Origin of the sequence: Streptomyces nigrescens, from assembly GCF_027626975.1 — a bacterium.
GTDB classification, from domain to species: domain Bacteria; phylum Actinomycetota; class Actinomycetes; order Streptomycetales; family Streptomycetaceae; genus Streptomyces; species Streptomyces nigrescens.
The window spans coordinates 5,433,477-5,459,040 of record NZ_CP114203.1 but is presented as its reverse complement, the minus strand read 5'-3'; the positions used below and the strand labels follow the sequence as shown (position 1 = coordinate 5,459,040).

Sequence of the window (25,564 nt, the reverse complement as noted above, 5' to 3'; positions counted from 1 at the left end):
GCCTACTCCACGACCGGCAGCAGCTCCGGCAGATGACCGTCCGACGCGAGGGCGGCGGCCTGGCGTTCCTCGGGGACCGGGCCGTAGGCCGTGGTGCGGGGGCGGGCCGGGCGGCCGGCCCGGTCGGCGATGGCGATGAGGTCCTGGATGGAGCGGTAGGAGCCGTAACTCGACCCCGCCATCCGGGAGATGGTCTCCTCCATCAGGGTGCCGCCCAGATCGTTGGCGCCGGAGCGGAGCATCTCGGCGGCACCGTCCGCGCCGAGCTTGACCCAGCTGGTCTGGATGTTGGTGATGTGCGGGTGGAGCAGCACCCGGGCCATGGCCGTCACCGCGCGGTTGTCTCGGGTGGTGGGGCCGGGGCGGGCGATACCGGCGAGGTAGACGGGGGCGTTGGTGTGGATGAAGGGGAGGGTGACGAACTCCGTGAAGCCGCCGGTCTCCTGCTGGATCTCGGCGAGCAGGCGGAGGTGGCCCAGCCAGTGGCGTGGCTGGTCGACATGGCCGTACATCATCGTCGAGGACGAGCGGATGCCCAGCTCATGGGCGGTCTTGACCACCTCGACCCAGGTGGCGGTGGGCAGCTTGCCCTTGGTGAGGATCCAGCGGACCTCGTCGTCGAGGATCTCGGCGGCGGTGCCGGGGATGCTGTCCAGACCGGCGGCCTTGGCCTCGCTGAGCCATTCACGGATGGACAGCCCGGTGCGCGTCGCGCCGTTGACGACCTCCATGGGCGAGAAGGCGTGCACATGCATACCGGGGACGCGTTCCTTGACGGCGCGCGCGATGTCGAAGTACGCGGTCCCGGGCAGGTCGGGGTGGATGCCGCCCTGCATGCACACCTCCACCGCGCCCACGTCCCAGGCCTGTTGGGCGCGGTCGGCGACCTGGGAGAGGGAGAGGGTGTAGGCGTCGGCGTCCGTGCGGCGCTGGGCGAACGCGCAGAAGCGGCAGCCGGTGTAGCAGACGTTGGTGAAGTTGATGTTCCTGGTGACGATGTAGGTGATGTCGTCGCCCACGGTGTCGCGGCGCAGTTCGTCGGCGAGGGTGCAGAGCGCGTCCAGGGCGGGCCCGTCGGCGTGCAGCAGCGCCAGGGCCTCCGCGTCGGTGAGCCGGGTGGGGTCGTCGGCGGCCTGCGCCAGGGCCTGGCGTACGTCGGAGTCGATACGCTCCGGTGCCATCCCGGGGGCCGCGGCCTCGCGCAGTGCCTCCCAGTCGCCGTAGACCTCGTCGAAGTCGTCGCGGCGGTCGGTGGTGCGGCCTTCGGTGTCGATGGTGTGGTGCAGGTCCGTACGGCCCGAGGAGCTCATCGTGAAGCCCTCGTCGGGCTCCTGCCAGGGGCGGCCCACCACGGGGGCGTCCTCGACGGCCAGGCCCGTCTCCGGGTCGGCGAGGGCGCGGACATGCGGCAGCAGGCGGGGGTCGAGCCAGGGCTCACCGCGCTGGAGGAACTCCGGGTAGATGGGGAGCCGTTCACGCAGCTCGAAGCCGGCCGCGGCGCAGCGCTCGGTCAGCTCGTCGATCTGCGGCCAGGGGCGCTCGGGGTTCACATGGTCGCGGGTCAGCGGGGAGACGCCGCCCCAGTCGTCGATCCCGGCGTCGATGAGCAGCTGGTATTCGCCGTCGACCAGGTTGGGCGGTGCCTGGATACGGGTCGAGGGGCCCATGATGTGCCGGGCCACCGCGATCGTCGCGGCCAGCTCCTCCAGTTCGGCGTCCGGCATTCCGCGCATCGCCGTGTCCGGCTTGGCGCGGAAGTTCTGCATGATCAGTTCCTGGATGCCGTGGTAGGCGCGCTGGATGCGGCGCAGCGCGAAGAGGGACTCGGCGCGCTCCTCGTACGTCTCGCCGATGCCGATGAGCAGCCCGGTGGTGAAGGGGACGTTGGAACGGCCGGCGTCCTCCAGGACACGCAGCCGGACGGCCGGTTCCTTGTCGGGCGATCCGTAGTGGGGACCGCCGGGCTCGCTCCACAGCCGCTCGGCGGTCGTCTCCAGCATCATCCCCAGAGAGGGGGCGACGGGCTTGAGCCGCTGGAAGTCCGTCCAGGACAGCACCCCGGGATTGAGGTGCGGCAGCAGACCGGTCTCCTCCAGGACGCGGATGGCCATGGCGCGGACGTAGGAGAGCGTGTCGTCGTAGCCGTGCGCCTCCAGCCACTCGCGGGCCTCGGGCCAGCGGTCCTCCGGTTTGTCCCCCAGGGTGAACAGGGCTTCCTTGCAGCCCATTTCGGCGCCGCGGCGGGCGATGTCCAGCACCTCGTCGGGCGACATGAACATCCCGTGGCCGTCCCGGCGCAGCTTGCCGGGGACGGTGACGAAGGTGCAGTAGTGGCACTTGTCCCGGCACAGGCGCGTCAGGGGGATGAAGACGCCCTTGGAGTACGTGATGACGCCGGGGCGGCCCGCGGCCTCCAGGCCGGCGTCCCGCACCCGGGCCGCGGAGGCGCACAGGTCCCTGAGGTCCTCGCCGCGTGCCTGCAGCAGCACCGCGGCCTCGCCGGCGTCCAGCGCGACACCGTCGCGGGCCCGCTTGAGCGCGCGGCGCATCGCGTTCGCCGTGGGGCGGCCGGCGGCGGGCCCGGCGTGCGTCTCGCGGTCGGTCCCTTGGTCGGAGGCCTGGTCAGGTACCTGCGCGCTGGAAGTCATCCTCCGAGCATACGAGCGCCCACCGACAGCCCCGCCGCCGGAGAAAGGCCCGTTGATGTGCCGCTGATCACTGCGGACGGAGGTTCCGTCCGGGTGCGGAGGGGGCACTTCCCGGCGGCGGCGCACCGCACGCTTACATACTGGCCAGCAGCTCGTCCGAGTACGTCCGGGTCAGGAACTCCATGTTGTGGCCATCGGGGTCAAGGATGTAGACACCGCGGCCGCCGTCCCGGGTGTTGATCTCCTGAGGCTTGGAGTGCATGGGGTCGGCCCAGTAGGACAGCCCGCGCTCCTGTATACGGCCGAAGATCCCGTCGAACTCCTCCTCGGTCACCAGGAACGCATAGTGCGTCGGGACGAATTCGCCGCCTGCGACATGCTCGGCGTAGTCGAGGGCCACACCGTTGTCCAGCTTGAGGGCGGCGAAGGGGCCGAACGCCTTGGGCTCGGGGACGCCGAGCAGATCGGCCAGGAAACGGGCGGAGGCAAAACGGTCGGTGCTGTGGACGATCGTGTGGTCGAGGCGAGGCATGGGGTCTCCTTGATCTCTCTGGTCCCGTGACCGACGCGGTCCCTGATCGACGCGGTCCCTGATCGACGTGGTCCCTGATCGACGTGGTCCCTGATCTGCGGGATCGTTCGGACCCTCGGTCTTCTGGACCGTGGACCGATCTCCTTGGCCCGTTGACTGCGGGTGGCTCAACGGGTCCTCACCTTCGACGCTACGACCGGAGGGGGCGGATGCGAATCGGTCTCCGGTACCGGCCCGGACGGGAAGGGCCGTACACCGCTGGTCCTAGGGCGCGCCCGGTGCGGTCGCCTCGCCGGCCCGTCAGGCCTCCCCGGTCCGTCAGGCCTCCCGCAAGGGGCTGCCTCCGGGACGCGCCCGCCCGTCGTCACCCATCCGGTACGGTGCGCTGCCGTGCGTCACAAGTACTGCGCGAAGTCGTCCAGCGTCCGCAGTACCTCCGCCTCCCCGGCCGGTGGCAGCTGCAGCACCACCTCCTGCAGGCCCAGCTCGCGGTAGTGCGCCAGCTTCCCGGGCGACGGGTGGACCGCGTACGGCACCACCACCGGCTCACCCGAGCGCCCGGCGTCCGACCACGCCTGCCGCAGCACCGGAACGGTCTCGGTCAGCCCCCGCCCGCCGATCGGCAGCCACCCGTCCGCGTACTCGGCGATCTGCCCGAAGAGCTTGGGTCCGGCCGCGCCGCCGAGGAGGATGCGCGGCGCGCCGTGGGCCGGCTTGGGGTGCGCGAAGGACGCCCGTACGGACCCGAATGTGCCCTTGTACGCGGTCGGTTCCGCGGCCCACAGGGCGCGCATCAGCGCCACCCGGTCGCGGGTCAGCTCGCGCCGGGTCGACCACTCCACCCCGTGGTCGGCGGCCTCTTCGACGTTCCAGCCATAGCCGATGCCGAGGGTGAAGCGGCCCCCGGAGAGGAAGTCGAGGGTCGCGACCTGCTTGGCGAGGTCGACCGGGTCGTGCTGGGAGACGAGGGTGATGCCGGTGCCGAGGGCGAGCCGCTCGGTGACCGCGGCGGCCTGGCCGAGCGCGATGAACGCATCGAGGGTTCGGCCGTATTCACGGGGCAGCGGCTCGCCCATGGGAGCCGGGGTGTCCCGGCTGGCCGGGATATGGGTGTGCTCGGGGAGATAGAGACCGGCGAATCCGCGCTGCTCCAGCTCACGGCCCAGCCGGTCCGGCCGGATCGTCTCGTCGGTCAGGAAGATCGTGGTCGCGATCCGCATGCTGGGACACCTCCGCGTCGGGCGTGTGCGTGACCGCATGGTGCCTCACCGCCCGACGGTTATCCACAGCCCTTTCCCTCGGTGTCGCACCCGCGTACAACAGTTTTCACACGGCGCAACGAGCCTGCCGCGAGGCGGCACACATCGGACATGACACGGCGTGGGGGGCGGGGATGGAACGACGCGATGTACTGAGACTTTCGGCGGTTGCGGGCGCGACGGGCGCGCTTACGCTCGGACGTGTGAGCTTCGCCGACGCAGCGCCCGCGGGCGGCCGGCCCGGAGGCGGGCCGGGCGAGCAGACCCGGCGGGTCACCGGCCATCTGCCCACGGGCTCACCCGACTTCGTGTATCTGCCGGTGGAAGTACCGCGCGGGGTGTGCGAGATCGCGGTGGCCTACCGCTACGACAGACCCACCGTCCCCGAGGGCACGGCCGGCAACGCCTGCGACATCGGCATCTTCGACGAACGGGGCACGGACCTCGGCGGCGCCGGCTTCCGCGGCTGGTCGGGCGGGGCACGGACGGAGTTCTTCCTGCGCGCCGACGAGGCCACCCCCGGCTACCTCCCGGGCCCCGTCAACGCCGGCACCTGGCACATCGCCCTCGGCCCGTACACCGTCGCCCCGCAAGGGCTGTCCTACGACGTCACGATCACCCTGAAGTACGGCCCCCGGGGCCACACCCCGGCGCCCGTCCATCCGCCCGAGCGTGCCCGGGGCCGGGGCCGCGCCTGGTACCGCGGCGACAGCCATCTGCACTCCGTCCACTCCGACGGCAAGCGCACCCCCGCCGAGATCGCCGCGCTGGCCCGCGCCGCCGGACTGGACTTCATCAACACCTCCGAGCACAACACCACCTCCGCGCACGGTGCCTGGGACGGTCTGTGGGGCGATGACCTGCTGATCCTGACCGGCGAGGAGGTCACCACCCGTAATGGACACGTGGTGGCGATGGGCACCGACCCCGGGGTCTTCATCGACTGGCGCTACCGGGCCCGCGACAACGCCTTCGGAAAGTTCGCGCGCGCCATCCGGCGGGCCGGAGGCCTGGTCATCCCGGCCCATCCGCACGCCACCTGCATCGGCTGCAACTGGAAGTTCGGGCTGAACGAAGCCGATGCGGTGGAAGTCTGGAACGGCCCGTACACCCCCGATGACGAGATCACCCTGGCCGAGTGGGACAACACCCTGGTCGCCCACACCCAGGGCCGCGCTGACTGGTTGCCGGCCGTCGGCCACAGCGACGCCCATCGCGACCCCGATGTCGTCGGCCTGCCGCAGACCGTGGTGCTCGCCGACGATCTCTCGCGCCGGGCGCTGCAGGACGGCATCCGGGCCGGCCGGGTCTGGATCGCCGAGTCGTCGAAGGTCGGTCTGTCCTTCTCCGTCACCGGTGAGCGGGGTGAACACGCCGGAATCGCCGAGCGCCTGGCGGTCTCCCGTACGACGAAGGTCACCGCGCGGCTGACGGTCTCCGGCGCCCCCGGCTGCACGGTCTCCTTCGTCACCGACCAGGGGAGGCTGTACTCCACCCCGCTGCCGCCCTCGGGCGAGGGCACCGTCAGCTGGCGGACCACCCCGGATTACGCCGCCTACATACGCGCGGAAGTCCGCCACCCCTCGACGACACCGGGCCTGCCGGGCCCCATGGCCGCCATGACCAACCCGGTCTTCCTGGGCCGCTGGGGCTGAGCCCGACCGGATGAGGCCGACCGGGCGCGGCGAGCGGCGGACGGTGAGCGACGCCCGGCGTGCCTCCGCGTACCGGACGCTCAGGCGCTCTTCCGCACGATGAGGGCGGCGGCGACGGCCAGCACCACGATCGCCGCTATGTCGATGCGTGCCACGCGCATCGTGGCGCTGTTGAGCCCCGGTGTGGAGTAGGCGAGCAACAGGAAGGACCCCATGCTGATCGCCCCGGCCGTGACGGCAGGGAGGTGGAAGGACGGGACGAACGCCGCGCAGAGCAGGGCGAGTCCGACGAGCCCCAGTAAGACGGCCCGGTGGCGCAGCAGCACCGTCAGATCGGCGGAGCCGGGGCCCTCGGCAGGCACTCCGTACGCCGTCGTGATCTTCGACGGCGCGAAGGCGACGACGCCGGGGAGGAGGTTCACCAACCCGACGAGGAGGAGCAGAGCAGTGGTGACGCGGTCGAGCCACATGTGTCATTCCAAGAGGTGGGAAGGGTGGTCGAAGTGCTGGCTAGCATGCCTGCATGCCATCGGTGCCGCTTTCAGAAACGTGCGGTGTGCCGGCCGCGCTGTGGTTGTGGCCCGGTCAGGCGCTGTACGTGGGACCGTCCCTGGCGCTGGACATCCACTCCGGCTCGGTGAGCTGTCTGGCGGTGGGTGTGGACGAGGAGTTCACGGTCCAGCTGGAGAACGGCAGCCGCCAGGTCGCCCGTACCGCACTGATAGCGGCCCGGGTGCGGCACCGCATCGTCCCCCACGGGGACCGGATGGCGTTCTGTTACCTGGACCCCGCCTCGCCACGGGAGCGGGCGTGCCGTCGGATGATGAGCGGGAGCGCCGAGCTCGCCCGGGGGCACGGCAACGAACTCCCGCTCACGCGGCTGGCCGCGCAGATGGACGGGAGTACCCCGCTTCCGGCCGCCCTGCGCTGGCTGGACCTCGCCGGTCCGGACGACCGCACGGAGGCCAGGGACCCGCGGATCCGGCAGGCCACCTTGCGGCTGGCGGAGGACCCGGGGCGGCAGCTCTCGGCGGAGGAACTGGCGGTGGAAGCCGGCCTGTCCGTATCGACGTTCCTCCGGCTCTTCCGCGCCCAGACGGGGACGACCTTCCGCCGCTACCGCCTGTGGACGCGCATGCTGCGGGTGGCGCTCCTGCTGGAGACCTGGCCGGATCTGAGCACGGCGGCCGTGGAGGCGGGGTTCGCCAGCCCCTCCCATTTCAGCAGCGCATTCCACGCGATGTTCGGTCTCCGTCCCAGCCGGCTCCTGGCCCGGGGCGTGACGATCAGAGCAGCGTAGTCCGGGGCGTCACCGCGGGGTTGGCGGGACAGGCCGGACTGGCAGGACTGGCAGGACGGAACGGCCGCACTGCCCGTCCGTCGGAGGAGCCCGTGAGTCCCCCTGCCGACGGTCAGCACCACCCGGCCCCGCTCACCCCAACCCCGCTCACCCCACCCTCACTCACCCCAACCCACTCACCCCAACAAGCCCAACTCACCCAACCCCACTCACCCCAACCCCACTCACCCCGGCCACACGATCGACTGCAGCTCGCTGTACGCATGCAGCGCGTACGAGCCCACGTCGCGCCCCACCCCGCTCTTCTTGAAGCCGCCGAACGGCGCTTCCATGTTCCGTCCGACGGTGTTCACCCCGACCCCTCCGGCCCGCAGCCGCCGTGCCACCCGGAAGGCGCGGGCGACATCGCCGGACCACACGTAGTCGATGAGCCCGTAGTCGCTGTCGTTGGCGAGGGCCACCCCCTCGTCCTCCTCGTCGAAGGGCAGGACGACGACCACCGGGCCGAAGATCTCCTCCCGTACGACCCGCATGTCCCGGGTGCAGTCGGCCAGCAGCGTCGGCGCGACATAGAAGCCGCGTTCCGGCACGGACGGCCGTTCGCCGCCCGCCACGACCCGGGCGCCTTCCTTCCTGCCCAGTTCCACATACGACTCGATCCGGTCGCGGTGCGCGGCCGAGATCACCGGTCCGACCACCGTCCCCGGCGCGCGGGGATCGCCGACCGTCAGCCGCCCGAGGTACCGCGTCAGCCGCTCCACCAGCGCCTCGTACACCCCTCTCTGCGCGATCACCCGCGTCGGCGCGGTGCAGATCTGCCCGCTGTAGAAGGAGTACGTCGTGCCGATGCCGGCCACCGCCGAGTCCAGGTCCGCGTCATCGAAGACCACCGCGGCACCCTTGCCGCCCAGCTCCATGAGCTGGCGTTTCATATCGCGGCCGCACACCTCGGCGATGCGCTGCCCCACGGCCGTCGAGCCCGTGAAGCTCACCATGTCCACATCCGGCGCGTCCACGGCCGCCTCGCCGACCGCCGGGGAGGCGCCGCTGACGACGTTCACGACCCCCGGTGGCGCCCCCGCCTCAGCGAGCGCCGCCGCCATCCGGTACACCGACAGCGGGTCCTGCGGGGCGGGCTTCACCACGACGGTGTTGCCCATCGCCAGGGCCGGGGCGACCTTGCCCGCCGGGTTGGCCCACGGGTTGTTGTACGAGGTGATGCAGGTGACGACGCCAACCGGCTGCCGTACCGCCAGGGCTCCGAGCACACCCGCCTTCCCCATCGGCCCGGCCTCGTTGATCTGCGGCGGAAGCCCCTGCTCCACGGGCTCCAGCGCCCCCTTCGCATACCGCCGGAAGCGCGCCACCGCCACCGCCACCTGCATGCCGCGCGCCGTGCCGGTCGTCGCACCGCTCTCCGCCTGCGCCAGTTCGGCGTGCGCCGCGAAGTCGCGCTGCAGCACCTCCGCGGCCCGGTCGAGGATCTCGGCACGCCGCTGCGGCTCCGTACGGGACCAGGTATGGAAGGCCTCGCCCGCCGCGGACACCGCCTCGTACACCTGCTCCCGGCTCGCCTCGGGCGCGAGCCCGACGACCGCCTCCGTCGCCGGGTCGATGACCTCGTAGTGGCCGCCGTCGGGCTCGACCCACGCCCCGCCGATGAACAGCCGCCCCGGGGACGTCACTTGGCGCTCACCGCCACCGCGCCCGGCGCGCCGCACCGCAAGCCACCCAGGCTCCGCCCCACGCCCCTCACCCCAGGCTGCCGCTCGCCCGCACTCCGCCCCACGCCCACCATCGCCTCACCCGTCCCCTCGCCCGCACTCCGTCCCACGCTCACCATGGCCTCACTCGCCCCCTCGCCCGTCCCCGCCCCACACCCGTCACTTCGTGCTCACCGTCCTCGTGTCCCGCCCCGACCGCAGTACCGTCCCCGGGACCGCGCCGGTCACCACGTCCTCGCGGATCGTCTCGACGCCGTTGACCCACACCGCGTTGATGCCGATCGCCTTGGAATCCAGGCGCGGGCTGTCGCCGGGCAGATCGTGCACGAGCGTGGCCTTGCCCGCGTCGATCCGCTCCGGGTCGAAGAGGACGAGATCGGCGTGCCAGCCCTCCTCGATACGTCCCCGCTCCCGCAGGCCGAAGAGCTGTGCGGGGTCGTCGGTGAGCATCTTCACGGCCTGTTCGAGACCCATCAGCTTGCGGCCGCGCAGACAGTCGCCGAGGAAGCGCGTCGTGTAGGGGGCGCCGCACATTCGGTCCAGATGCGCCCCCGCGTCCGACCCGCCGAGCAGCACGTCCTCGTGCTGCCAGGTCTCGGCGCGCAGCGCCCAGGAGTCCGGGTCGTTGTCGGTGGGCATCGGCCACAGGACCGTCCGCAGCTGGTCGTTGGCGCAGATCTCCACCAGGCACGCGAAGGGCTCCTGGCCGCGCTCGGCCGCGATGTCCTGTACGACGCGCCCGGTCAGGCCCTCGTTCGCCGGGGAGTAGGTGTCCCCGATGACATACCGGCCGAAGTGGGTGAGCCGCCGGAAGACACCCGCCTCCTTGCTGCCCGCGCGCCGCAGCATCTCGGCCCGGACCCCGGGGTCGCGGAGCTTCTCGATCCGTTCGGGGACCGGCAGGCCCAGGATGTCGCCCCATCCGGGGATCAGGTTCAGGGCGCAGAAGGTGCCCAGGGACATGTTCATGGGGGTGAGGATCGGCATCGTCAGGGCCACGATCCGGCCGCCCGCCTCCCGGGCCCGTTCGCCGGCGATCAGCTGCCGCGGCACCCGCTCGGGCACGGCCGCGTCGATGGTCAGCACATTCCAGTTCAGGGGCCGCCCGGCCGCCGCGCTCATCTCGACGAGCAGCTCGATCTCGGCATCGCTGAACTGGTCGAGGCAGCCGGCCACGATCGCCTCGATCTGGGTGCCCTCGTGCTCACCGACGGCCCGCGACAGCGCGAGCAGCTCGGCCGGCGCGGCGTGCCGGGAGGCGACCGGCTGTCCGTCCCCGTCGGAGTGGGTGGCGGACTGGGTGGTGGACAAGCCCCACGCCCCGGCCGCCATCGCCTCGTGGAAGAGCGCCAGCATCCGCTCCAGCTGCGCGGGCGTCGGCTGCCCGCCGACGGCGTCCTCCCCCATGACGTACCGGCGCAGTGCGCAATGCCCCACCATGAAGCCCGCGTTGACGGCGATCCGCCCCTCCAGGGCGTCGAGATATTCGCCGAAGGAGCTCCACGACCAGGGCGCGCCCTCTTCGAGTGCCACCAGGGACATGCCCTCGACCTTGGACATCATCCGGCGGGTGTAGTCGGCGTCGGCGGGCCGCGCCGGGTTCAGCGGGGCGAGCGTGAAGCCGCAGTTGCCGCCCGCCACCGTCGTCACCCCGTGGTTGAGCGAGGGCGTCGCGTACGGATCCCAGAAGAGCTGTGCGTCGTAGTGGGTGTGCGGATCGACGAAGCCGGGGGCGAGGACGAGCCCGGTGGCGTCCTCGCTGCTCCGCGCCTCCTCGGTGACGGTGCCGGGCGGCACGACGACGGCGATACGGCCGTCACGGATGCCGACATCGGCGGTGTACGAGGGCGTGCCCGTCCCGTCCACGACGGTCGCGCCCTTGATCAGATGGTCGAGCACGGTGTGCGCCCCTTCCCCTCTGCGGAATTCAGCTGCCCGCGGCCGGCCGGAACCGGGTCGTGCGGTGCACCGGATCCGTGTCGATCTTCGGGATCACGTGCTCGCCGATGAGCTTGACCGTGTTCATCGTGTCCTCGTACGAGACCCCGATCGGCAGCCCGAAGCTCAGCTGGTCGGCGCCGGCCTGCTCCCAGCGCTTGCACTGCCCGAGCACCTCGTCCGGGTCGCCGCAGATCATCAGCTCCTCGGCGATCAGCAGCTCGATGATCTCGGTGGTGTAGTCGGGCAGCAGCTCGGGCCACTCGGGGATGCCCTCGGGCCGGGGGAAGGTGTCGTGGTACCGGAAGACCAGCGACTGGAGGTAGTTGAGTCCCCCGTTGACCGCGATCTCCACGGCCTTGTCGTGCGTCTCGGCGCAGATCGCCGTCGACGTCACCATCACGTTGTCGTTGACGAAGTCACCGATCGGCTCGGCGTCCCGGATCGCGGTCTTGTACTGCTCCAGCACCCACTCCATGTCGGAGACCTTCTGCACGCTGAAGCCGAGGACCCCCAGGCCCTTCTTCGCCGCCATGGCGTACGAGGACGGCGAGCCGGCCGCGTACCACATCGCCGGGTGCGAGGCCCCGTACGGCTTGGGGAAGATCTTGCGCGGCGGCAGCTGCCAGTGTTTGCCCTGGAACCCGGGGTACTCCTCCTGGAGCCACATCTTCGGGAACTCGGCGATGGTCTCTTCCCAGATCTCCTTGGTGTGGTTCATATCGGTGATGCCCGGCAGGAACCCCAGGATCTCGTGGCTGCCGGCGCCCCGTCCGCTGCCGAATTCGAAGCGGCCCTCGCTGAGATGGTCGAGCATGGCGACCTTCTCGGCGACCTTGACGGGGTGGTTGACCTGCGCGAGCGGGTTGAAGATGCCGGATCCCAGGTGGATCCGCTCGGTCGCGTGCGCCAGATACCCCAGAAAGACGTCATTGGCGGAGAGGTGCGAGTACTCCTCCAGGAAGTGGTGCTCGGACGCCCAGGCGTACTTGAAGCCGGACTTGTCCGCCTGGATGACGTACTCGGTCTCCTCCATCAGCGCCTTGTGCTCCGCGAGCGGGTCGGTCTCGGCCCGCTTGCCCACATATCCCTGTACAAAGAGCCCGAATTCCAAGGAGGTTCACCGTCCCTGATGGCCATATCTGACGTATCGTCAGATTCGATGTGCCGACTGTTCCACCGCGCACGGAGAGCGTCAATAGCCGCCACCGCACGGACCTGACGTTCAGTCAGATGATGCTGACCCCGGCCAGCCACCCACCGTCGACGACGAACGGCTGCCCGGTGATGTACGACGAGTCCTCGCACGACAGGAAGAGCGCCAGCTTGGCGACCTCCTCCGGCTGCCCGATCCGCCCCAGCGGCACCAGCTTCTGGTAGAGCTCGTCCACGGCCCGCTTCGACTCCGCCGGATCGATGCCCGGGTCGAGCGCGGCCGGGTTGGTCATCGGGGTGTCCACCGCCCCCGGGCACACCGCGTTGACCCGGATCTTCCTGGCCGCCAGCTCCACCGCGGCGACCCGCGTCAGCCCGAGGACCGCGTGCTTGGTCGCGGCATACGCACCGACGAAGGCCATCCCCGTCAGCGCCGTATAGGAGGCGGTATTGACGATCGTGCCGCCACCGGCCGCCTCGATCTCGGGCGCCACCGTACGGATCCCCAGGAAGCAGCCGACCTGATTGACCTGCACCACCTGCTGGAACTCCTCCAGCGGCGTCGACACCAGCTCGTTGAAGCGCAGGATCCCCGCGTTGTTGACCAGCCCGTCGATCTTCCCGAAGGCATCCTTGGCGGCAACGGCCGCGGCCTGCCAGTCCGCCTCCTGCGTCACATCCAGATGGACGTACCGCGCGGCGCCCTCCCCCAGCTCCTTGGCGAGCGCCTCGCCCTGCGCGTCCAGCACATCCCCGAGCACCACCCGCGCACCCTCCGCGACGAACAGCCGCGCCTCCTGCTCCCCCTGCCCACGCGCCGCACCCGTGACGATGACAACCCGCCCGTCGAGCTTGCCCATGCCTGCCACTCCTCCACTGGTGAGAACGTCCGCCGAACCGCCTGGCCGAGCGCCCGGGGCGGGGCGTACGGGGGGCCGCCTACGGGTGGCCACCTGCCCCACCGCCCTCAGCCCCTCAGCCCCTCAGCCGTTGAGCAACGGCGCGACCTCCGCCCCGAACGCCAGCATCTGATCGGTCAGTTCCTCGCGGCTCCGGCTGCGGAACCGCACCTGAATCTGCTGTACGCCCATCGCGCGGTACTCCCGCAGCGAGTCGGCGATCCGCTCCGGCGACCCGGACAGCGTCCGCCGGCCGACCGCCCACCCCGGCTCGCCGACGTACAGCGGCTCGGCGATGGTGCCGATCACGACCGGCTCCTCGATTCCGGCCGCTTCCCTCAGCCGCCGCAGCCTGGTGATCTGTCCGGGCAGCTGTTCGCGCCGGTCGCCCTGCGGGAGCCAGCCGTCGCCGCGCTCAGCGGCCCGGCGTACGGCGGCGGGCGAGGAGCCGCCCACCCAGATCGGCGGCCGCGGCGTCTGCACGGGCCGCGGCGCCTGGCCCAGCCCCTCGAACGCGAACCGCTCCCCCGTGAACTTGGGGAACTCGTCCGGCCCCAGCGCCACCTTCAGCGCCTCGACGGTCTCGTCCAGCACCGCCCCACGCCGCCCGAAGTCCACCCCGAGCGCCTCGAACTCCTCCGGTACGTGCCCGGCACCCACCCCGAGGATCAGCCGCCCGCCGGAGAGCCGGTCCAGCGTCGCGTACTGCTTGGCCGTGATCAGCGGATGCCGCAGCCCGACCACCGCGACATGGCTGAGCAGCCGGACCCGCTCCGTGACCGCCGCCAGATGCGCGAGCGTCGCCACCGGGTCGTACCAGACGGTGCTCATCGCCTCGGCCAGCCGCCGCGGAATCGCCAGATGCTCACAACAGGCCACGTACGCGAACCCGCACCGGTCCGCCACCCGCGCGATCTCGACCAGATCAACGGGCCCCGCAGCCGCCTCCCAGCCCTCCGCAAAGAGCGTGCTCTGCGACTGCACCGGCAACTGCATCCCCCACACCAGCCGCCCGTCCTCCGGACGCCACACCCCATCACGCACGCCGCCCACCGGCCCTCCAGCTATATCTGACACACCGTCACATAGCTTGCGCGGGACATCGTCGTGCCTGAAGCCTCATCGGGCAAGGGGCGGAGTGCCGGGGCCGGGACTCAGTGACGGGGAAGCGGCACAGCCCCGGCCCGCCGCCGGCCACCGCTTCCCCGTCAGCACACGCCCACACCTCAACCCCCTGCCCCCGCCCACAGCCCCTCCCCCGTCAGCCCCAGCAGCGAGATCGCGTTGCCCCGGACGATCCGCTCCACGACGTCCGGCGCCAGGTGCCCCATCTGGGACTCCCCGACCTCCCTCGACTTCGGCCAGGTGGAGTCCGAGTGCGGATAGTCCGTCTCGTACAGCACATTGCCCACGCCGATCGCGTCCAGGTTCTTCAGGCCGAAGGCATCGTCGAAGAAGCAGCCGTAGACGTGCTCGGTGAAGAGTTCGGACGGCGGGCGGAGGACCTTGTCGGCGACGCCGCCCCAGCCGCGGTTCTCCTCCCAGACCACGTCCGCGCGCTCCAGGACGTACGGGATCCAGCCAATCTGACCCTCGGCGTACATGATCTTCAGGTTCGGGAAGCGGTCGAACTTACCGCTCATCAGCCAGTCGACCATCGAGAAGCAGCAGTTGGCGAAGGTGATCGTCGAGCCGACGGCGGCCGGGGCGTCGGCGGAGGTCGAGGGCATCTTGCTGGACGAGCCGATGTGCATGGCGACGACCGTGCCGGTCTCGTCGCAGGCGCGCAGGAAGGGGTCCCAGTAGTCGGTGTGGATGCTGGGCAGGCCCAGGTGGGGCGGGATCTCGCTGAAGCAGACGGCGCGGACGCCGCGGGCCGCGTTGCGCCGTACCTCCGCGGCGGCCAGCTCGGCGTCCCACAGGGGCACGAGAGTGAGCGGGATCAGCCGGCCCCGCGCCTGCGGGCCGCACCACTCCTCCACCATCCAGTCGTTGTAGGCGCGCACCCCCAGCAAGCCCAGTTCACGGTCCTTGGCCTCGGTGAACGTCTGGCCGCAAAAACGGGGGAAGGTGGGGAAACAGAGGGCGGACTGGACGTGGTTGACGTCCATGTCGGCCAGGCGGTCGGGGACGCTGAAGGAGCCCGGGCGCATCTGCTCGTAGGTGATGCCTTCGAGCTTGATGTCGTCGCGCGCGTAGCCGACGGCCGTGTCGAGACGGGTCAGCGGACGGTGCAGGTCCTCGTAGACCCACCAGTCGGCTATGGGCCCGCCGTCACCCTTGTCACCCATCTTTGGGGCGAACTTTCCGCCCACGAACGTCATCTCCTTCACGGGCGCCCGGACGATGCGCGGGCCGATGTCGTGGTACTTCGACGGGAGCCGGTCCCGCCAGACGTTGGGGGGCTCCACCGTGTGGTCGTCCACCGAGATGATCTTGGGGAAGGTCTCCATGGCGGATACGGTAGCGCCGATCTGACGATGCGTCAGCTATGCGGTCCTGGGCACGGATCGCGGACATGGCTCCCTGCCGGGAGGGCCGGCAGAGAAACGGAGTGCGGCCCGAGCGGCGGAAGGGCAGGGTGGGACTCGTTCAGGGCGCACAGGGGCAACTACCGGCCAGAGGGCGCGCGGAAGCGGACCTTCCGCGCCTTTTTGTGCGCTGGCGCATACACCTCCTGATCACCCGAGGAGGCTTTGTGCATGCTCCGGACCCCTACTGACGTAAGGGGCTGGGACAAGGCAGACTGACCGTTGCGCACGGTGAACCGATGCGAACGGTACGAACGGATGGCACAAGGCAGGGGGAGACATGGACCACAGTCCGGGACAGGGACGGGAGCGGCTCCGCTTCTCCGTGCTCGGTCCCGTGCGGGCCTGGCGCGGCGCTACGCAGCTGGCAGCGGGATCCCCGCAGCAGCGTGCGTTGCTTGCCGCACTGCTGCTGCGTGGCGGCCGTACCGCCACCGCACCCGAGCTTGTCGACGCACTGTGGGGCGAGGAACCGCCGCACGCCGCGCTCGCCGCGCTGCGTACGTACGCCTCGCGGCTCCGCAAGGCGCTGGGTGATGACGCAGCCGCCCTGGTCAGTGAGTCCGGCGGCTATGCGATCCGCTCCGTGGACGGCCGCCCGCTGGACCTGGACCTGGACCATGCCGAGCAGTACGCGGCCGAGGCCGAAAAGGCCAAGGCCGCCGGCGATCGCGGCCGCGCCCGCGAGCTCCTCGACGCCGCGCTCGCACTGTGGGCCGGCGAGCCCCTGGCCGGCCTCGCCGGCCCTTACGCCGACACCCAGCGCACCCGCCTCGACGAGTGGCGGCTGACCCTGGTGGAGACACGCCTCGAACTCGACCTGGAAGTCGGCTGCCACGCCGAGGCGGTCTCCGAACTGACCGCCCTCACCGCCGCCCACCCCCTGCGTGAGCGACTGCGGGAACTCCTCATGCTGGCGCTGTACCGCAGCGGCCGGCAGGCGGAGGCGCTGGCCGTCTACACCGACACCCGTCGGCTCCTGGACGAGGAACTGGCCGTCGAGCCCCGCGCCTCGCTCTCGGAACTCCAGCAGCGGATCCTCCGCGCGGACGCCGACCTGGACGCACCCCTCACGCTCAGCGACGGCTCGGACCACGCCGACCATGTCGTCGTCCGGCCCCAGCAACTCCCCGCCACCGTCGCCGATTTCACCGGGCGCACCCCCTTCGTCGCCGAGCTGGGCGACCGGCTCGCCACCAGCGAGGGCAGCGTGATGGCGGTCTCCGCGCTCACCGGCATCGGCGGCGTCGGCAAGACCACCCTCGCCGTGCACGTGGCGCACGCCGCCCGCGAGCACTTCCCCGACGGACAGCTCTACGCCGACCTGCAGGGCGCCGGACACACCCCCGCCGAGCCCGAGGCCGTGCTCGGCGCATTCCTGCGCGCCCTCGGCACCCCGGACTCCGCGATCCCCGACGGCCTGGAGGAGCGCTCCGCCCTCTACCGCTCCGCCCTTGCCGGCCGCCGCGTGCTGGCCCTGCTGGACAACGCCCGGGACGCCGCACAGATCCGCCCGCTGCTCCCCGGCACCGAGGGCTGCGCAGCGCTGATCACCAGCCGCGCGCGCATGATAGATCTCGCCGGGGCGCATCTGATCGACCTCGATGTGATGAGCCCCGACGAGGCGTTCACCCTCTTCACCCTCATCGTCGGCGAAGAGCGGGTGAACGCCGAGCGCGAGGCCTCGATGGACGTGGTCGGTGCCTGCGGATTCCTCCCGCTCGCCATCCGTATCGCCGCCTCCCGCCTGGCCTCCCGCCGCACCTGGACGGTCTCCGTGCTCGCCAGCAAACTGGCCGACGAGCGCCGCCGTCTGGACGAGCTGCGGGCCGGCGACCTCGCCGTCACCGCCACCTTCGAACTGGGATACGGACAGCTCGAACCCCAGCAGGCACGGGCCTTCCGGCTGCTGGGTCTGGCCGACGGCCCGGACATCTCCCTGGCCGCGGCCGCCGCCCTCCTCGGCATGGACGCCGATACGACCGAGAGCCTGCTGGAATCCCTCGTCGACACCTCACTGCTGGAATCCGCGGCACCCGGCCGCTACCGCTTCCACGACCTCGTACGCCTCTACGCACGCTCCTGCGCGGAACGCGACGAACAGCCGCCGGAGGAGCGCGATGCGGCGGTGTCGCGGCTCCTGGACTTCTATCTGGCGACAGCTGCGCACAGATACCCGCTCGAACGCCCCGGCGACATCCTGGTCGACCACATGGAGACGCCGCACTATCCCGGACTGGTCTTCGAGGACCGCGCCGAGGCGATGAGCTGGCTGTTCAGTGAAACCCGATGCCTGATCGCCTGCGCGCTGCAGAACACCGCACCGGGCTCCCTGCGGCGTGCCGTCGATTTGCTGGTGCTCACCAGGGACATGGCGGATTCCGGTGCCAGCAACCGGCAGTTCGAGCAAGCCAGTCTCACTCTGCTCGCCGCCGCGCTGAAGGCCGACGACCAGCACGCCGCGGCTCGCGTGCACTGGATCCTCGCCCCCATCTACACCCAGTCCGGGCGGCTCGGCGAAGCCGATGAGCACGCCAAGCTGGCGACGCTGCGCGGACTGGCCGCAGGCGACGACTTCTCCGCCTGCAACGGACTCAACGACCGGGGCATCATCGCCAGTATCGAGAGTCGGCTCGACGAGGCGGACGCCTATCTGAACCAGGCTCTCCTCTCCTACCGCGACATCAACAACAAGCAGTCGGAGGCGAGCGCGCTCTGCAACCTCTCCCGGGTTCATCTGGACACCGGGCGGGTGGACAGCGCGGTCGCGCTCGCCGAGCAGGGGGTCGCGCTGTACGAGGAGTGCGGTGCCTCGCGACGGCTGGCCAACGGCAAGTACAACCTGGGCATGGCCCTCACGCTGGCCGACCGCCTGGAGGAGGCCACGCAACAACTGACCGAGGCCCTTGTCAGCTTCCAGGACACCCGGCAGCGGTTCTGGGAAGGCATGACGTATCTGCGCCTGGCAGAAGTGGAACTGGCGGCACATCAGCCCGCCAAGGCGGCCAACTACGCTGAACTCGCGGTCGCCGCGCTCCGCAGCAGCGGTGGAGACCGCTGGCGCGCCAGCGCACTCGCGGTACTCGGAGACGCTCTGAGCGAGATCGGGCACACTGGGCGCGCACAGGTCTGCCAGCAGGAAGTGCAGACGATTCACAAGAGGCTGGGACTGCCGCAGAACAGCGGTGCGCAGCGGTTTCCCACCTCGGTGGCGGTCGCTTAGCGGCAGCCAAGGCGTGCCTCTCCGGCGTTTATCGATCGTTCATCGCCACACGGCAGTCTCTTCTCAACCGATCCGCCGCCTCGGGGGGCAAGCGGCTCGGTGAGCGAGCCCCACCGATAAGGTGTTCGGCCGCGGTTCGCCCGTCCGGCGACCCACGGGGGAGTTGCCGGGCGGGTGCGCCAAAAGCGCCCACACGTAGGAGTTGATCGTATGGCCACCGAGAACCAGCCTCGCCCGGGTGACGAGAAGGATGTCGTCAAGCCGCTCGACAGCACGCGTCCCATCCAGCCCATGGACAGCACCCGTCCGATCCAGCCCATGGACAGCACGCGCCCCATTCAGCCGATGGACAGCACGCGCCCGATCCAGCCCATGGACAGCACGCGTCCCATCCAGCCGGCGGAAGGGCACGCTCCTGTCGCCGGTGCCGCGGGCGCTCCCCATGACGGTCACTCCGTGACGGCGAAGGACAGCACTCGGCCGATCATCGACCCCAAGTAGTCGACACCGGCATCAAGTGAGCCCGGGAATCAGGGGGATACCCGGGAAGACGCCCCGGAGGGAGACCGGGGAACGGGGGAAGTACGGGGGACGTACGGGGGGACGTACGGGGGACGTACGGGGGAACGGGGGGAAGTACGGGGGGACCGAAGGGGCCAGCCTCGATGACATTCCTAAGGGGGGAGTCATCGAAGTCGGCCCCTTTCGCGTGCTCCGGCGCAGAAGGGTCCTGGCTGCGTGCCGGGTGCCGCGGCACCCCACAACGGCAATTCCCCTCATTCTGCAGCTATTTCAGGACACCTGATCGAATGTACGGCCTATGAACGGCAAGCTTCTGTTGTTCATGACTCACCTCTTCAAGGAGTTCAGATGAGCCGATTCACGCGCACCCTCGTCACCGTCGCCCTCGCGGCCGCTGCCGCCGGCGGCGCCGCGACTCCGGCGATGGCGGACAGCCACACCCCCGCCACCCCGGGCTTCTCCGCCCAGGACAGCACCATGCCCATAGTCGCCAACACGGCCACCCCCGACAACCACATCCCGACCGCGCCCCAGGGCTCCGTCCAGCACTGACCGAACGCAGCACCGCCCCTTCACGGGGGCCGGGCCCGTCGCACCGCGACGGGCCCGCTCGGTTTCGGCAGCCTCTCCGCCTGCCGCACAGATCCGCGTCATCACAGAGCTGACGATGCATCAGCTTTGCTGCTACAGTCGCGCCGTTCAGGCCCGCCGAGGCCGTCGGGCCGGCCCCGCCCCGCTCCGCTCGTAGCCAGGAGGCGCGCCGTGTTCGAACCCGCCCGTATACACACGCTCTGGGAACTGGTCGAGTACCGCGCCCGGGTCTCGTGCGGGAGACCGATGTTCTTCGACGGGGACGGTCGGAGCGTCACCTTCGACGGGGTGCGGGACGAGGCGCTGCGGGTGGCGGCCGGGTTCCGGGAGCTGGGGATCGGGGCCGGGACGCGGGTGGCCTGGCAGTTGCCGACGCGGATCGGGACGGTGGTCGCGTCGCTGGCGCTGGCCAGGCTGGGGGCCGTACAGACACCGGTCATTCCGCTTCACCGGGAGCGTGAAGTCGGCTTCATCCTGGCGGAGTCGGCGGCGGAGTTCGTCCTCGTACCGGGCGTGTGGCGGGGGTTCGACCACACCGCGATGGTCCGGAAGCTCGCCGGGGACGGGGTGCGGGTGCTGCCGATCGGGGACGGGCTGCCCACGGCGGACCCGGCCGGGCTGCCCGCCGCGGCACCGGCCGGCGACGGGGCCACCACCTGGATCTACTACACCTCCGGCACCACCTCCGATCCCAAAGGGGTGGAGCACAGCGATGCCGGCCTGATCGCCGGTGGTGTCGGGCTGGCCACCGCGCTCGGCATGTCCGCGGACGACATCGGCTCGATCGCCTTTCCGTATGCGCACATCGCCGGTCCGGACTATGTCATCGCGATGCTGGTCAGCGGGTTTCCCGCGGTCGTCCTGGACACCTTCGAGCCGGGCCGCGCGGCCGCCGTCTACCGGCGGCGCGGGGTCACCATGGCCGGCGGCAGCACCGCGTTCTACCAGGCGTTCCTGGACGAGTCGCGCCGCTACCGGCGGCAGCTGCCGCACGCGGGACGGCTGATTCCGTCGCTGCGGCTGCTGTCCGGCGGCGGGGCGCCGATGCCGCCGGAGCTGTATGCGGCGGCGGGCCGGGAGCTGGGGTGCGCGATCGTGCACGGTTACGGGATGACCGAGTGCCCGATGATCGCGATGGGGACGCCGTACGACAGCGACGAGCAGCTGTCGCGGACGGTCGGCAAACCGGTCGTGGGGGCGCAGGTACGGATCGTCCGGCCGGACGGGTCCACGGCCGGCACCGGGGAGACCGGCGAGGTCACGCTCAAGGGGCCGATGCTCTTCCGTGGGTACACGGATCCGGCGCTGACCGCGGAGGCGTTCACCGCCGACGGCTCCTTCCGCACCGGCGACCTGGGGCTGCTGCGCCCCGACGGGCATCTGGTGCTGACCGGGCGGCTCAAGGACATCATCATCCGCAAGGGCGAGAACATCTCCGCGCAGGAGATCGAGGATCTGCTCCACACCCATCCGGCGGTGGCGGAGGCCGCGGTGATCGGACTGCCGGACCGGGAACGCGGCGAGCGGGTGTGCGCGGTCGTCACACCCGCCGATCCGGCCGCACCGCCGCTCACCCTGGCCGGGCTGACCGCGCATCTGCGGGCCGCCGGGCTGATGACGCAGAAACTGCCGGAGCAGCTGGAGACCGTCGGCGCGCTGCCGCGCGGCGGGCCGCTGAACAAGGTGCTCAAGACGGTGCTGCGGGAGCGGTATACGGAGTAGCCGGAGCCGTGCGGCGGTGTGGCGGGAGACGTACGGCGGTGTGGCGATGAGTTCCGGGGGCCGGTGGAGTCTTCACTGGGAGTGGCGCCGGAGGTGTGCGCGGTATGCGTCCGGGGCCGGCCCCGGCAGGACGCCCCCGGCAGGACGGAAGGACCCGGACGATGACCGAGACGATCGACTTCGCGGCACAGGCACGGCTGGTGTCGCAGCTCGCGGCCCGGACCGCCGAGGAGCAGCTCGATGCCCCCACCCCCTGCGAGGCGTACGCGGTGCGCCATCTGCTGGGCCACCTCGTCGGGCTGGCCGCGGCCTTCCAGGAGGCGGCGCGCAAGAACCTCGGGCCGATGACGAGCGTCGACCCCGGTGCGACGGAGCCCGATGTGGAGCCCGGCTGGCGCACCGAACTGGACCGGAATCTGCAGGGCATGGCGGAGGCCTGGCACGCCCCGGAGGCCTGGGAGGGCGAGACCCAGGCGGGCGGAGTGGCCCTTCCCGCGGCCATCGCGGGCCGGATCGCGCTCAATGAGCTGGTGCTGCACGGCTGGGACCTGGCGCGCGCCACCGGCCAGGAGTACGCGCCCGACACGGCGAGCCTCGGGGTCTCGTACGCGCTGCTCACGCAGTTCGCCGAGAGCCCGGAGCGCGGGCCGTTCGGCCCGCCGGTGGAGGTGGCGGCGGACGCACCGTTCCTCGACCGGGTGGTGGCGCTCAGCGGCCGCCGGCCGGACTGGACACCTCCGACGTCGTAGGCCCGGGGGCCCGAACGGCTCGACGGGGCGGTGCCCGGTCCTGCCGTGTGCGGCGCTGGACGTGCGGCGCCGAGTGCGGTGAGTGCGCCGAGTGCGGTGAGTGCCCTGGACGCGGTGTGGCGGTGTGGCGGTGTGGCGGTGTGGCTGTGCGACGGGAACAGGCGCGGGGGCAGGCCGGCGGGTCGGCCGCCTCACGCGGGGGCGGGCCCCGCGGCACCCTTCCGCAGCCGGGTCTTGAGGATCTTGCCGCTGGCGTTGCGCGGGAGTTCGGTGACGAAGGCGACCTCCCGCGGGACCTTGTAATTGGCCATCTCGCGGCGGGACCAGGCGATCAGATCGTCGGCGGTGAGCAGGGAGCCGGGGCGGCGGACCGCATAGGCCTTGCCCACCTCGCCGAGGCGGGGGTCGGGTATGCCGACGACGGCGACGTCGGCGATGTCCGGGTGGCGGCCGAGGAGTTGCTCTATCTCGGCGGGATAGGCGTTGAAGCCGCCGACGATGAACATGTCCTTGATGCGGTCGGTGATCCGGAGGTTGCCGTCCGCGTCGAGCACGCCCACGTCGCCGGTGCGCAGCCAGCCGTCGGGGGTGAGCGCGCGGGCCGTGCCGGCCGGGTCCTCGAAGTAGCCGGACATCACGTGGTAGCCGCGGACCAGCACCTCGCCGGGGTCGCCGGGCGGCAGCGGGCGGTCCGCGGCGTCGACGATCCGTACCTCGGTGCCGGGAAGGGCGCGGCCCGAGGTCGCGGCGATCACCTCGGGCGGGTCGCCGCGGCGGCACATCGTGACGACGCCCGAGCTCTCCGAAAGGCCGTAGGCGGTCAGGACGGTGGAGATCTTCAGCTCGCTGCGCAGCCGCTCGACCAGTTCCAGGGGGACCACGGCGGCGCCGGTGACCACCAGGCGCAGCGCGGAGAGGTCGTGCCGGGCGCGGGCGGGGTGGTCCAGGAGCTGCTGATGGAGGGTGGGCGGGCCGGGGAGGACGGAGATCCGCTCGGCGGCGATCTTGGCGAGCGCGGTCTCCACGCTGAAGACCGGCTGGGGGATCATCGTCGCGCCGCGCAGCAGACAGGCGATGATCCCGGCCTTGTAGCCGAAGGTGTGGAAGAAGGGATTGATGATCAGGTAGCGGTCGTCCTCCCGGAGGCCGGCCAGTTCGCTCCAGACGTCGTAGGCGCGCAGGGTCTGCGCATGGGTGATCACGGCGCCCTTGGGACGGCCGGTGGTGCCGGAGGTGAAGATGATGTCCGAGGGGGCGTCGGAGCCCACGGAGTCGGCCCGGTCGTGGACGGTCTCCGATGGCACCGCGGCGCCGCCGGCGAGGAACTCCTGCCAGGTGACGAAGTCGGCGGGCGCGTCGTCGGAGAGCACCACGACCTTTTCCAGCCGCGGCAGTCCGGGCAGCGGGCCGTGGCCGGTGCCTTCCCGGGCGGCGCGGCGGAGTGCGGCGATGTAGGACGTGCCGAGGAAGGTGCCGGTGATGAAGAGGAGCTTGGCGCGGGTGCGGCGCAGGAGGTAGGCGGCCTCGGTGCCCTTGAAGCGGGTGTTGACGGGGACGAGGACGGCGCCCGCGGTGACGGCCCCGAGGGCGGAGACGATCCAGTCGAGGGTGTTGGGCGCCCATACGGCCACGCGGTCGCCGGGCACGACCCCGGAGGCCATACAGGCGGCCGCCGCCCGCTCCACCCGCTCGCCCAGCTCGGCGTACGAGATCCGGGTGCGGCCCTCGACCACGGCCTCCCGGGAGCCGTACCGCCGGGCGGCGGCGCGCACCAGGCCGGGGATGGCGCCGTACTCCAGGTCCGCCCGCGCCTCCACGTCGTCGCGCATCGCGCTGCCTCCCGCCGAAGAGCTGTACGCCAGTAGCTGACTGCCCGTCAGATTAGCGGTAGCCTCCTCCGCTGTCAGTACTGGCGACCGACCACGGAGGTGGCGATGGGGGCGACCCTCAAGGACGCTACGGCGATAGCCGGCATCGGACAGACCCCGTTCGCCCGGCAACTCCCGGAATCCGAGAAGACCTTGGCCTGCCGGGCGATCGTCGCGGCACTGGACGACGCCGGGATCGCCCCCTCGGAGGTGGACGCCTTCGCCTCCTACACCATGGAGGAGACCGACGAGGTCGAGATAGCCAAGGCCATCGGCGCCGGGGACGTCACCCACTTCTCCAAGGTCGGCTACGGCGGCGGGGGTTCCTGCGCCACGGTGGCCCACCTGGCCGCCGCGATCGCCACCGGCCAGGCGAGCGTGGGCGTCGCCTGGCGGTCCCGTAAACGCGGCTCGGGGCCGCGCCCCTGGAAGAACACCCGGGTCCAGCTGCCCACCCCGGGACAGTGGACCCGCCCCTTCGGACTGCTGCGCCCCGCCGACGAGATCGGCATGCTGGCCCGCCGCTATATGCACGAATACGGCGCCACCCGCGACCACCTCTTCAACGTCGCGCTCGCCTGCCGCAACCGGGCCAACCAGAACCCGGCCGCGATCATGTACGAACGCCCGCTGACCCGCGAGATGTACATGACCGCCCGCTGGATCAGCGAGCCGCTCTGCCTCTTCGACAACTGCCTGGAGACCGACGGCGCGCTGGCCTGTGTCGTGGTCGCAGCCGAGCGCGCCCGCGACTGCCGTCAGCGGCCCGTCTACGTCCACTCCGCCGCCCAGGGCCTGCCCGCCCAGCACCACGGCATGGTCAACTACTGGAACGACGACCCGCTCACCGGCCCCGCCTGGACGGCCGCCCGGCACCTGTGGAAAGGCGCCGACCTCGGACCGCAGGACGTCGATGTGGCACAGATCTATGACGCGTTCACCCCCCTGATCCCCCTCTCGCTGGAGGGCTACGGCTTCTGCGGGCGCGGTGAGGGCGCGGCCTTCACCGAGGGCGGCGCGCTGGAGATCGGCGGCCGGCTCCCGCTCAACACCGGCGGCGGCGGTCTCTCCGAGGCGTACGTACACGGTTTCAACCTGATCACCGAAGGCGTCAAACAGCTGCGCGGCACCAGCACCGCGCAGGTCCCCGACGCCGCCACCTGCCTGGTCACCGCGGGCGAGGGAGTCCCCACCTCGGCCCTGCTGCTGAGGAGTTGAGAGGTCATGAACACTCGGGAGTCCGCTCGT

The 25,564-nt window shown here is 71.2% G+C and carries 19 protein-coding genes; 8 read left to right on the top strand and 11 right to left on the bottom strand.

Annotation, left to right across the window (positions count from 1 at the left end; genetic code table 11):
* Nucleotides 1-2 precede the first annotated feature (2 nt).
* The 3 genes from STRNI_RS24485 to STRNI_RS24475 form a co-directional block, all read right to left on the bottom strand.
* Complete coding sequence (locus STRNI_RS24485; protein WP_274736363.1) at nt 3-2,648, bottom strand: bifunctional FO biosynthesis protein CofGH; 2,646 nt, start codon at nt 2,646-2,648, stop codon at nt 3-5.
* 133 nt (nt 2,649-2,781) lie between these two features.
* Nucleotides 2,782-3,180, bottom strand: a complete 399-nt coding sequence (locus STRNI_RS24480) for a VOC family protein (RefSeq protein ID WP_018092251.1) — start codon at nt 3,178-3,180, stop codon at nt 2,782-2,784.
* A gap of 395 nt (nt 3,181-3,575) precedes the next feature.
* On the bottom strand, nt 3,576-4,400 hold the full coding sequence (locus STRNI_RS24475; protein WP_148591981.1) for a TIGR03619 family F420-dependent LLM class oxidoreductase: 825 nt from the start codon (nt 4,398-4,400) through the stop codon (nt 3,576-3,578).
* 173 nt (nt 4,401-4,573) lie between these two features.
* Here STRNI_RS24475 and STRNI_RS24470 point away from each other — a divergent pair, with 173 nt between their 5' ends.
* Nucleotides 4,574-6,094 carry a CehA/McbA family metallohydrolase gene (locus STRNI_RS24470; RefSeq protein WP_277411994.1) on the top strand — a complete coding sequence of 507 codons (1,521 nt, stop codon included), beginning with the start codon at nt 4,574-4,576 and terminating at the stop codon, nt 6,092-6,094.
* 80 nt (nt 6,095-6,174) lie between these two features.
* On the opposite strand, the gene STRNI_RS24465 is transcribed toward STRNI_RS24470, so the two are convergent.
* A complete protein-coding gene (locus STRNI_RS24465) occupies nt 6,175-6,564 on the bottom strand; it encodes a hypothetical protein (RefSeq protein WP_277411993.1) in 390 nt (129 codons plus the stop codon).
* A gap of 53 nt (nt 6,565-6,617) precedes the next feature.
* Between STRNI_RS24465 and STRNI_RS24460 the strand changes: the two genes are divergently transcribed.
* Complete coding sequence (locus STRNI_RS24460; RefSeq protein ID WP_167540552.1) at nt 6,618-7,394, top strand: helix-turn-helix domain-containing protein; 777 nt, start codon at nt 6,618-6,620, stop codon at nt 7,392-7,394.
* Nucleotides 7,395-7,618: 224 nt separating this feature from the next.
* Here the strand turns inward: STRNI_RS24460 and STRNI_RS24455 are convergent, their stop codons facing one another.
* The 6 genes from STRNI_RS24455 to STRNI_RS24430 all read right to left on the bottom strand — a co-directional run bounded on the left by STRNI_RS24455 (nt 7,619) and on the right by STRNI_RS24430 (nt 15,563).
* Complete coding sequence (locus STRNI_RS24455) at nt 7,619-9,079, bottom strand: aldehyde dehydrogenase family protein (RefSeq protein WP_277411992.1); 1,461 nt, start codon at nt 9,077-9,079, stop codon at nt 7,619-7,621.
* Between the two features lie 198 nt (nt 9,080-9,277).
* Nucleotides 9,278-11,017, bottom strand: a complete 1,740-nt coding sequence (locus STRNI_RS24450; RefSeq protein WP_277411991.1) for an N-acyl-D-amino-acid deacylase family protein — start codon at nt 11,015-11,017, stop codon at nt 9,278-9,280.
* A gap of 28 nt (nt 11,018-11,045) precedes the next feature.
* Complete coding sequence (locus STRNI_RS24445) at nt 11,046-12,170, bottom strand: LLM class flavin-dependent oxidoreductase (RefSeq protein WP_274736377.1); 1,125 nt, start codon at nt 12,168-12,170, stop codon at nt 11,046-11,048.
* Nucleotides 12,171-12,285: 115 nt separating this feature from the next.
* Complete coding sequence (locus tag STRNI_RS24440) at nt 12,286-13,071, bottom strand: SDR family NAD(P)-dependent oxidoreductase (RefSeq protein WP_159487829.1); 786 nt, start codon at nt 13,069-13,071, stop codon at nt 12,286-12,288.
* Nucleotides 13,072-13,194: 123 nt separating this feature from the next.
* Nucleotides 13,195-14,106: an LLM class F420-dependent oxidoreductase gene (locus tag STRNI_RS24435; protein WP_266445665.1), complete on the bottom strand. Its 912-nt coding sequence runs from the start codon at nt 14,104-14,106 to the stop codon at nt 13,195-13,197.
* Nucleotides 14,107-14,336: 230 nt separating this feature from the next.
* A complete protein-coding gene (locus tag STRNI_RS24430) occupies nt 14,337-15,563 on the bottom strand; it encodes an amidohydrolase family protein (RefSeq protein ID WP_274736380.1) in 1,227 nt (408 codons plus the stop codon).
* Nucleotides 15,564-15,921: 358 nt separating this feature from the next.
* Between STRNI_RS24430 and afsR the strand changes: the two genes are divergently transcribed.
* The 5 genes from afsR to STRNI_RS24405 all read left to right on the top strand — a co-directional run bounded on the left by afsR (nt 15,922) and on the right by STRNI_RS24405 (nt 22,448).
* Nucleotides 15,922-18,864: an SARP-family global regulator AfsR gene (gene afsR / locus STRNI_RS24425; RefSeq protein WP_018092262.1), complete on the top strand. Its 2,943-nt coding sequence runs from the start codon at nt 15,922-15,924 to the stop codon at nt 18,862-18,864.
* A 210-nt stretch (nt 18,865-19,074) separates the two neighbouring features.
* Nucleotides 19,075-19,365 carry a laminin G gene (locus tag STRNI_RS24420; protein WP_093639733.1) on the top strand — a complete coding sequence of 97 codons (291 nt, stop codon included), beginning with the start codon at nt 19,075-19,077 and terminating at the stop codon, nt 19,363-19,365.
* 369 nt (nt 19,366-19,734) lie between these two features.
* Entirely contained in the window at nt 19,735-19,938 is a 204-nt protein-coding gene (locus STRNI_RS24415; protein ID WP_018092264.1) for a hypothetical protein, read from the top strand.
* A gap of 210 nt (nt 19,939-20,148) precedes the next feature.
* Nucleotides 20,149-21,699, top strand: coding sequence for a class I adenylate-forming enzyme family protein (locus tag STRNI_RS24410; RefSeq protein WP_277411990.1), 1,551 nt, complete (start codon nt 20,149-20,151; stop codon nt 21,697-21,699).
* A gap of 161 nt (nt 21,700-21,860) precedes the next feature.
* A complete protein-coding gene (locus tag STRNI_RS24405) occupies nt 21,861-22,448 on the top strand; it encodes a TIGR03086 family metal-binding protein (RefSeq protein ID WP_093639739.1) in 588 nt (195 codons plus the stop codon).
* A gap of 191 nt (nt 22,449-22,639) precedes the next feature.
* Here the strand turns inward: STRNI_RS24405 and STRNI_RS24400 are convergent, their stop codons facing one another.
* The gene (locus STRNI_RS24400; protein WP_159487821.1) at nt 22,640-24,277 is read right to left on the bottom strand and encodes a FadD3 family acyl-CoA ligase; all 1,638 of its coding nucleotides are present in this window, start codon (nt 24,275-24,277) and stop codon (nt 22,640-22,642) included.
* A gap of 105 nt (nt 24,278-24,382) precedes the next feature.
* Between STRNI_RS24400 and STRNI_RS24395 the strand changes: the two genes are divergently transcribed.
* On the top strand, nt 24,383-25,534 hold the full coding sequence (locus tag STRNI_RS24395) for a lipid-transfer protein (RefSeq protein ID WP_159487819.1): 1,152 nt from the start codon (nt 24,383-24,385) through the stop codon (nt 25,532-25,534).
* Nucleotides 25,535-25,564: the final 30 nt, after the last annotated feature.

Coding starts and splice junctions, on each gene's coding strand:
- STRNI_RS24460 (WP_167540552.1), top strand. CDS start 6,618: ATGCCATCGGTGCCGCTTTCAGAAACGTGCGGTGTGCCGGCCGCGCTG.
- STRNI_RS24430 (WP_274736380.1), bottom strand. CDS start 15,563: ATGGAGACCTTCCCCAAGATCATCTCGGTGGACGACCACACGGTGGAG.
- STRNI_RS24465 (WP_277411993.1), bottom strand. CDS start 6,564: ATGTGGCTCGACCGCGTCACCACTGCTCTGCTCCTCCTCGTCGGGTTG.
- STRNI_RS24405 (WP_093639739.1), top strand. CDS start 21,861: ATGACCGAGACGATCGACTTCGCGGCACAGGCACGGCTGGTGTCGCAG.
- STRNI_RS24420 (WP_093639733.1), top strand. CDS start 19,075: ATGGCCACCGAGAACCAGCCTCGCCCGGGTGACGAGAAGGATGTCGTC.
- STRNI_RS24415 (WP_018092264.1), top strand. CDS start 19,735: ATGAGCCGATTCACGCGCACCCTCGTCACCGTCGCCCTCGCGGCCGCT.
- STRNI_RS24395 (WP_159487819.1), top strand. CDS start 24,383: ATGGGGGCGACCCTCAAGGACGCTACGGCGATAGCCGGCATCGGACAG.
- STRNI_RS24435 (WP_266445665.1), bottom strand. CDS start 14,106: ATGCAGTTGCCGGTGCAGTCGCAGAGCACGCTCTTTGCGGAGGGCTGG.
- STRNI_RS24470 (WP_277411994.1), top strand. CDS start 4,574: ATGGAACGACGCGATGTACTGAGACTTTCGGCGGTTGCGGGCGCGACG.
- STRNI_RS24475 (WP_148591981.1), bottom strand. CDS start 4,400: ATGCGGATCGCGACCACGATCTTCCTGACCGACGAGACGATCCGGCCG.
- afsR (WP_018092262.1), top strand. CDS start 15,922: ATGGACCACAGTCCGGGACAGGGACGGGAGCGGCTCCGCTTCTCCGTG.
- STRNI_RS24480 (WP_018092251.1), bottom strand. CDS start 3,180: ATGCCTCGCCTCGACCACACGATCGTCCACAGCACCGACCGTTTTGCC.
- STRNI_RS24440 (WP_159487829.1), bottom strand. CDS start 13,071: ATGGGCAAGCTCGACGGGCGGGTTGTCATCGTCACGGGTGCGGCGCGT.
- STRNI_RS24400 (WP_159487821.1), bottom strand. CDS start 24,277: ATGCGCGACGACGTGGAGGCGCGGGCGGACCTGGAGTACGGCGCCATC.
- STRNI_RS24485 (WP_274736363.1), bottom strand. CDS start 2,648: ATGACTTCCAGCGCGCAGGTACCTGACCAGGCCTCCGACCAAGGGACC.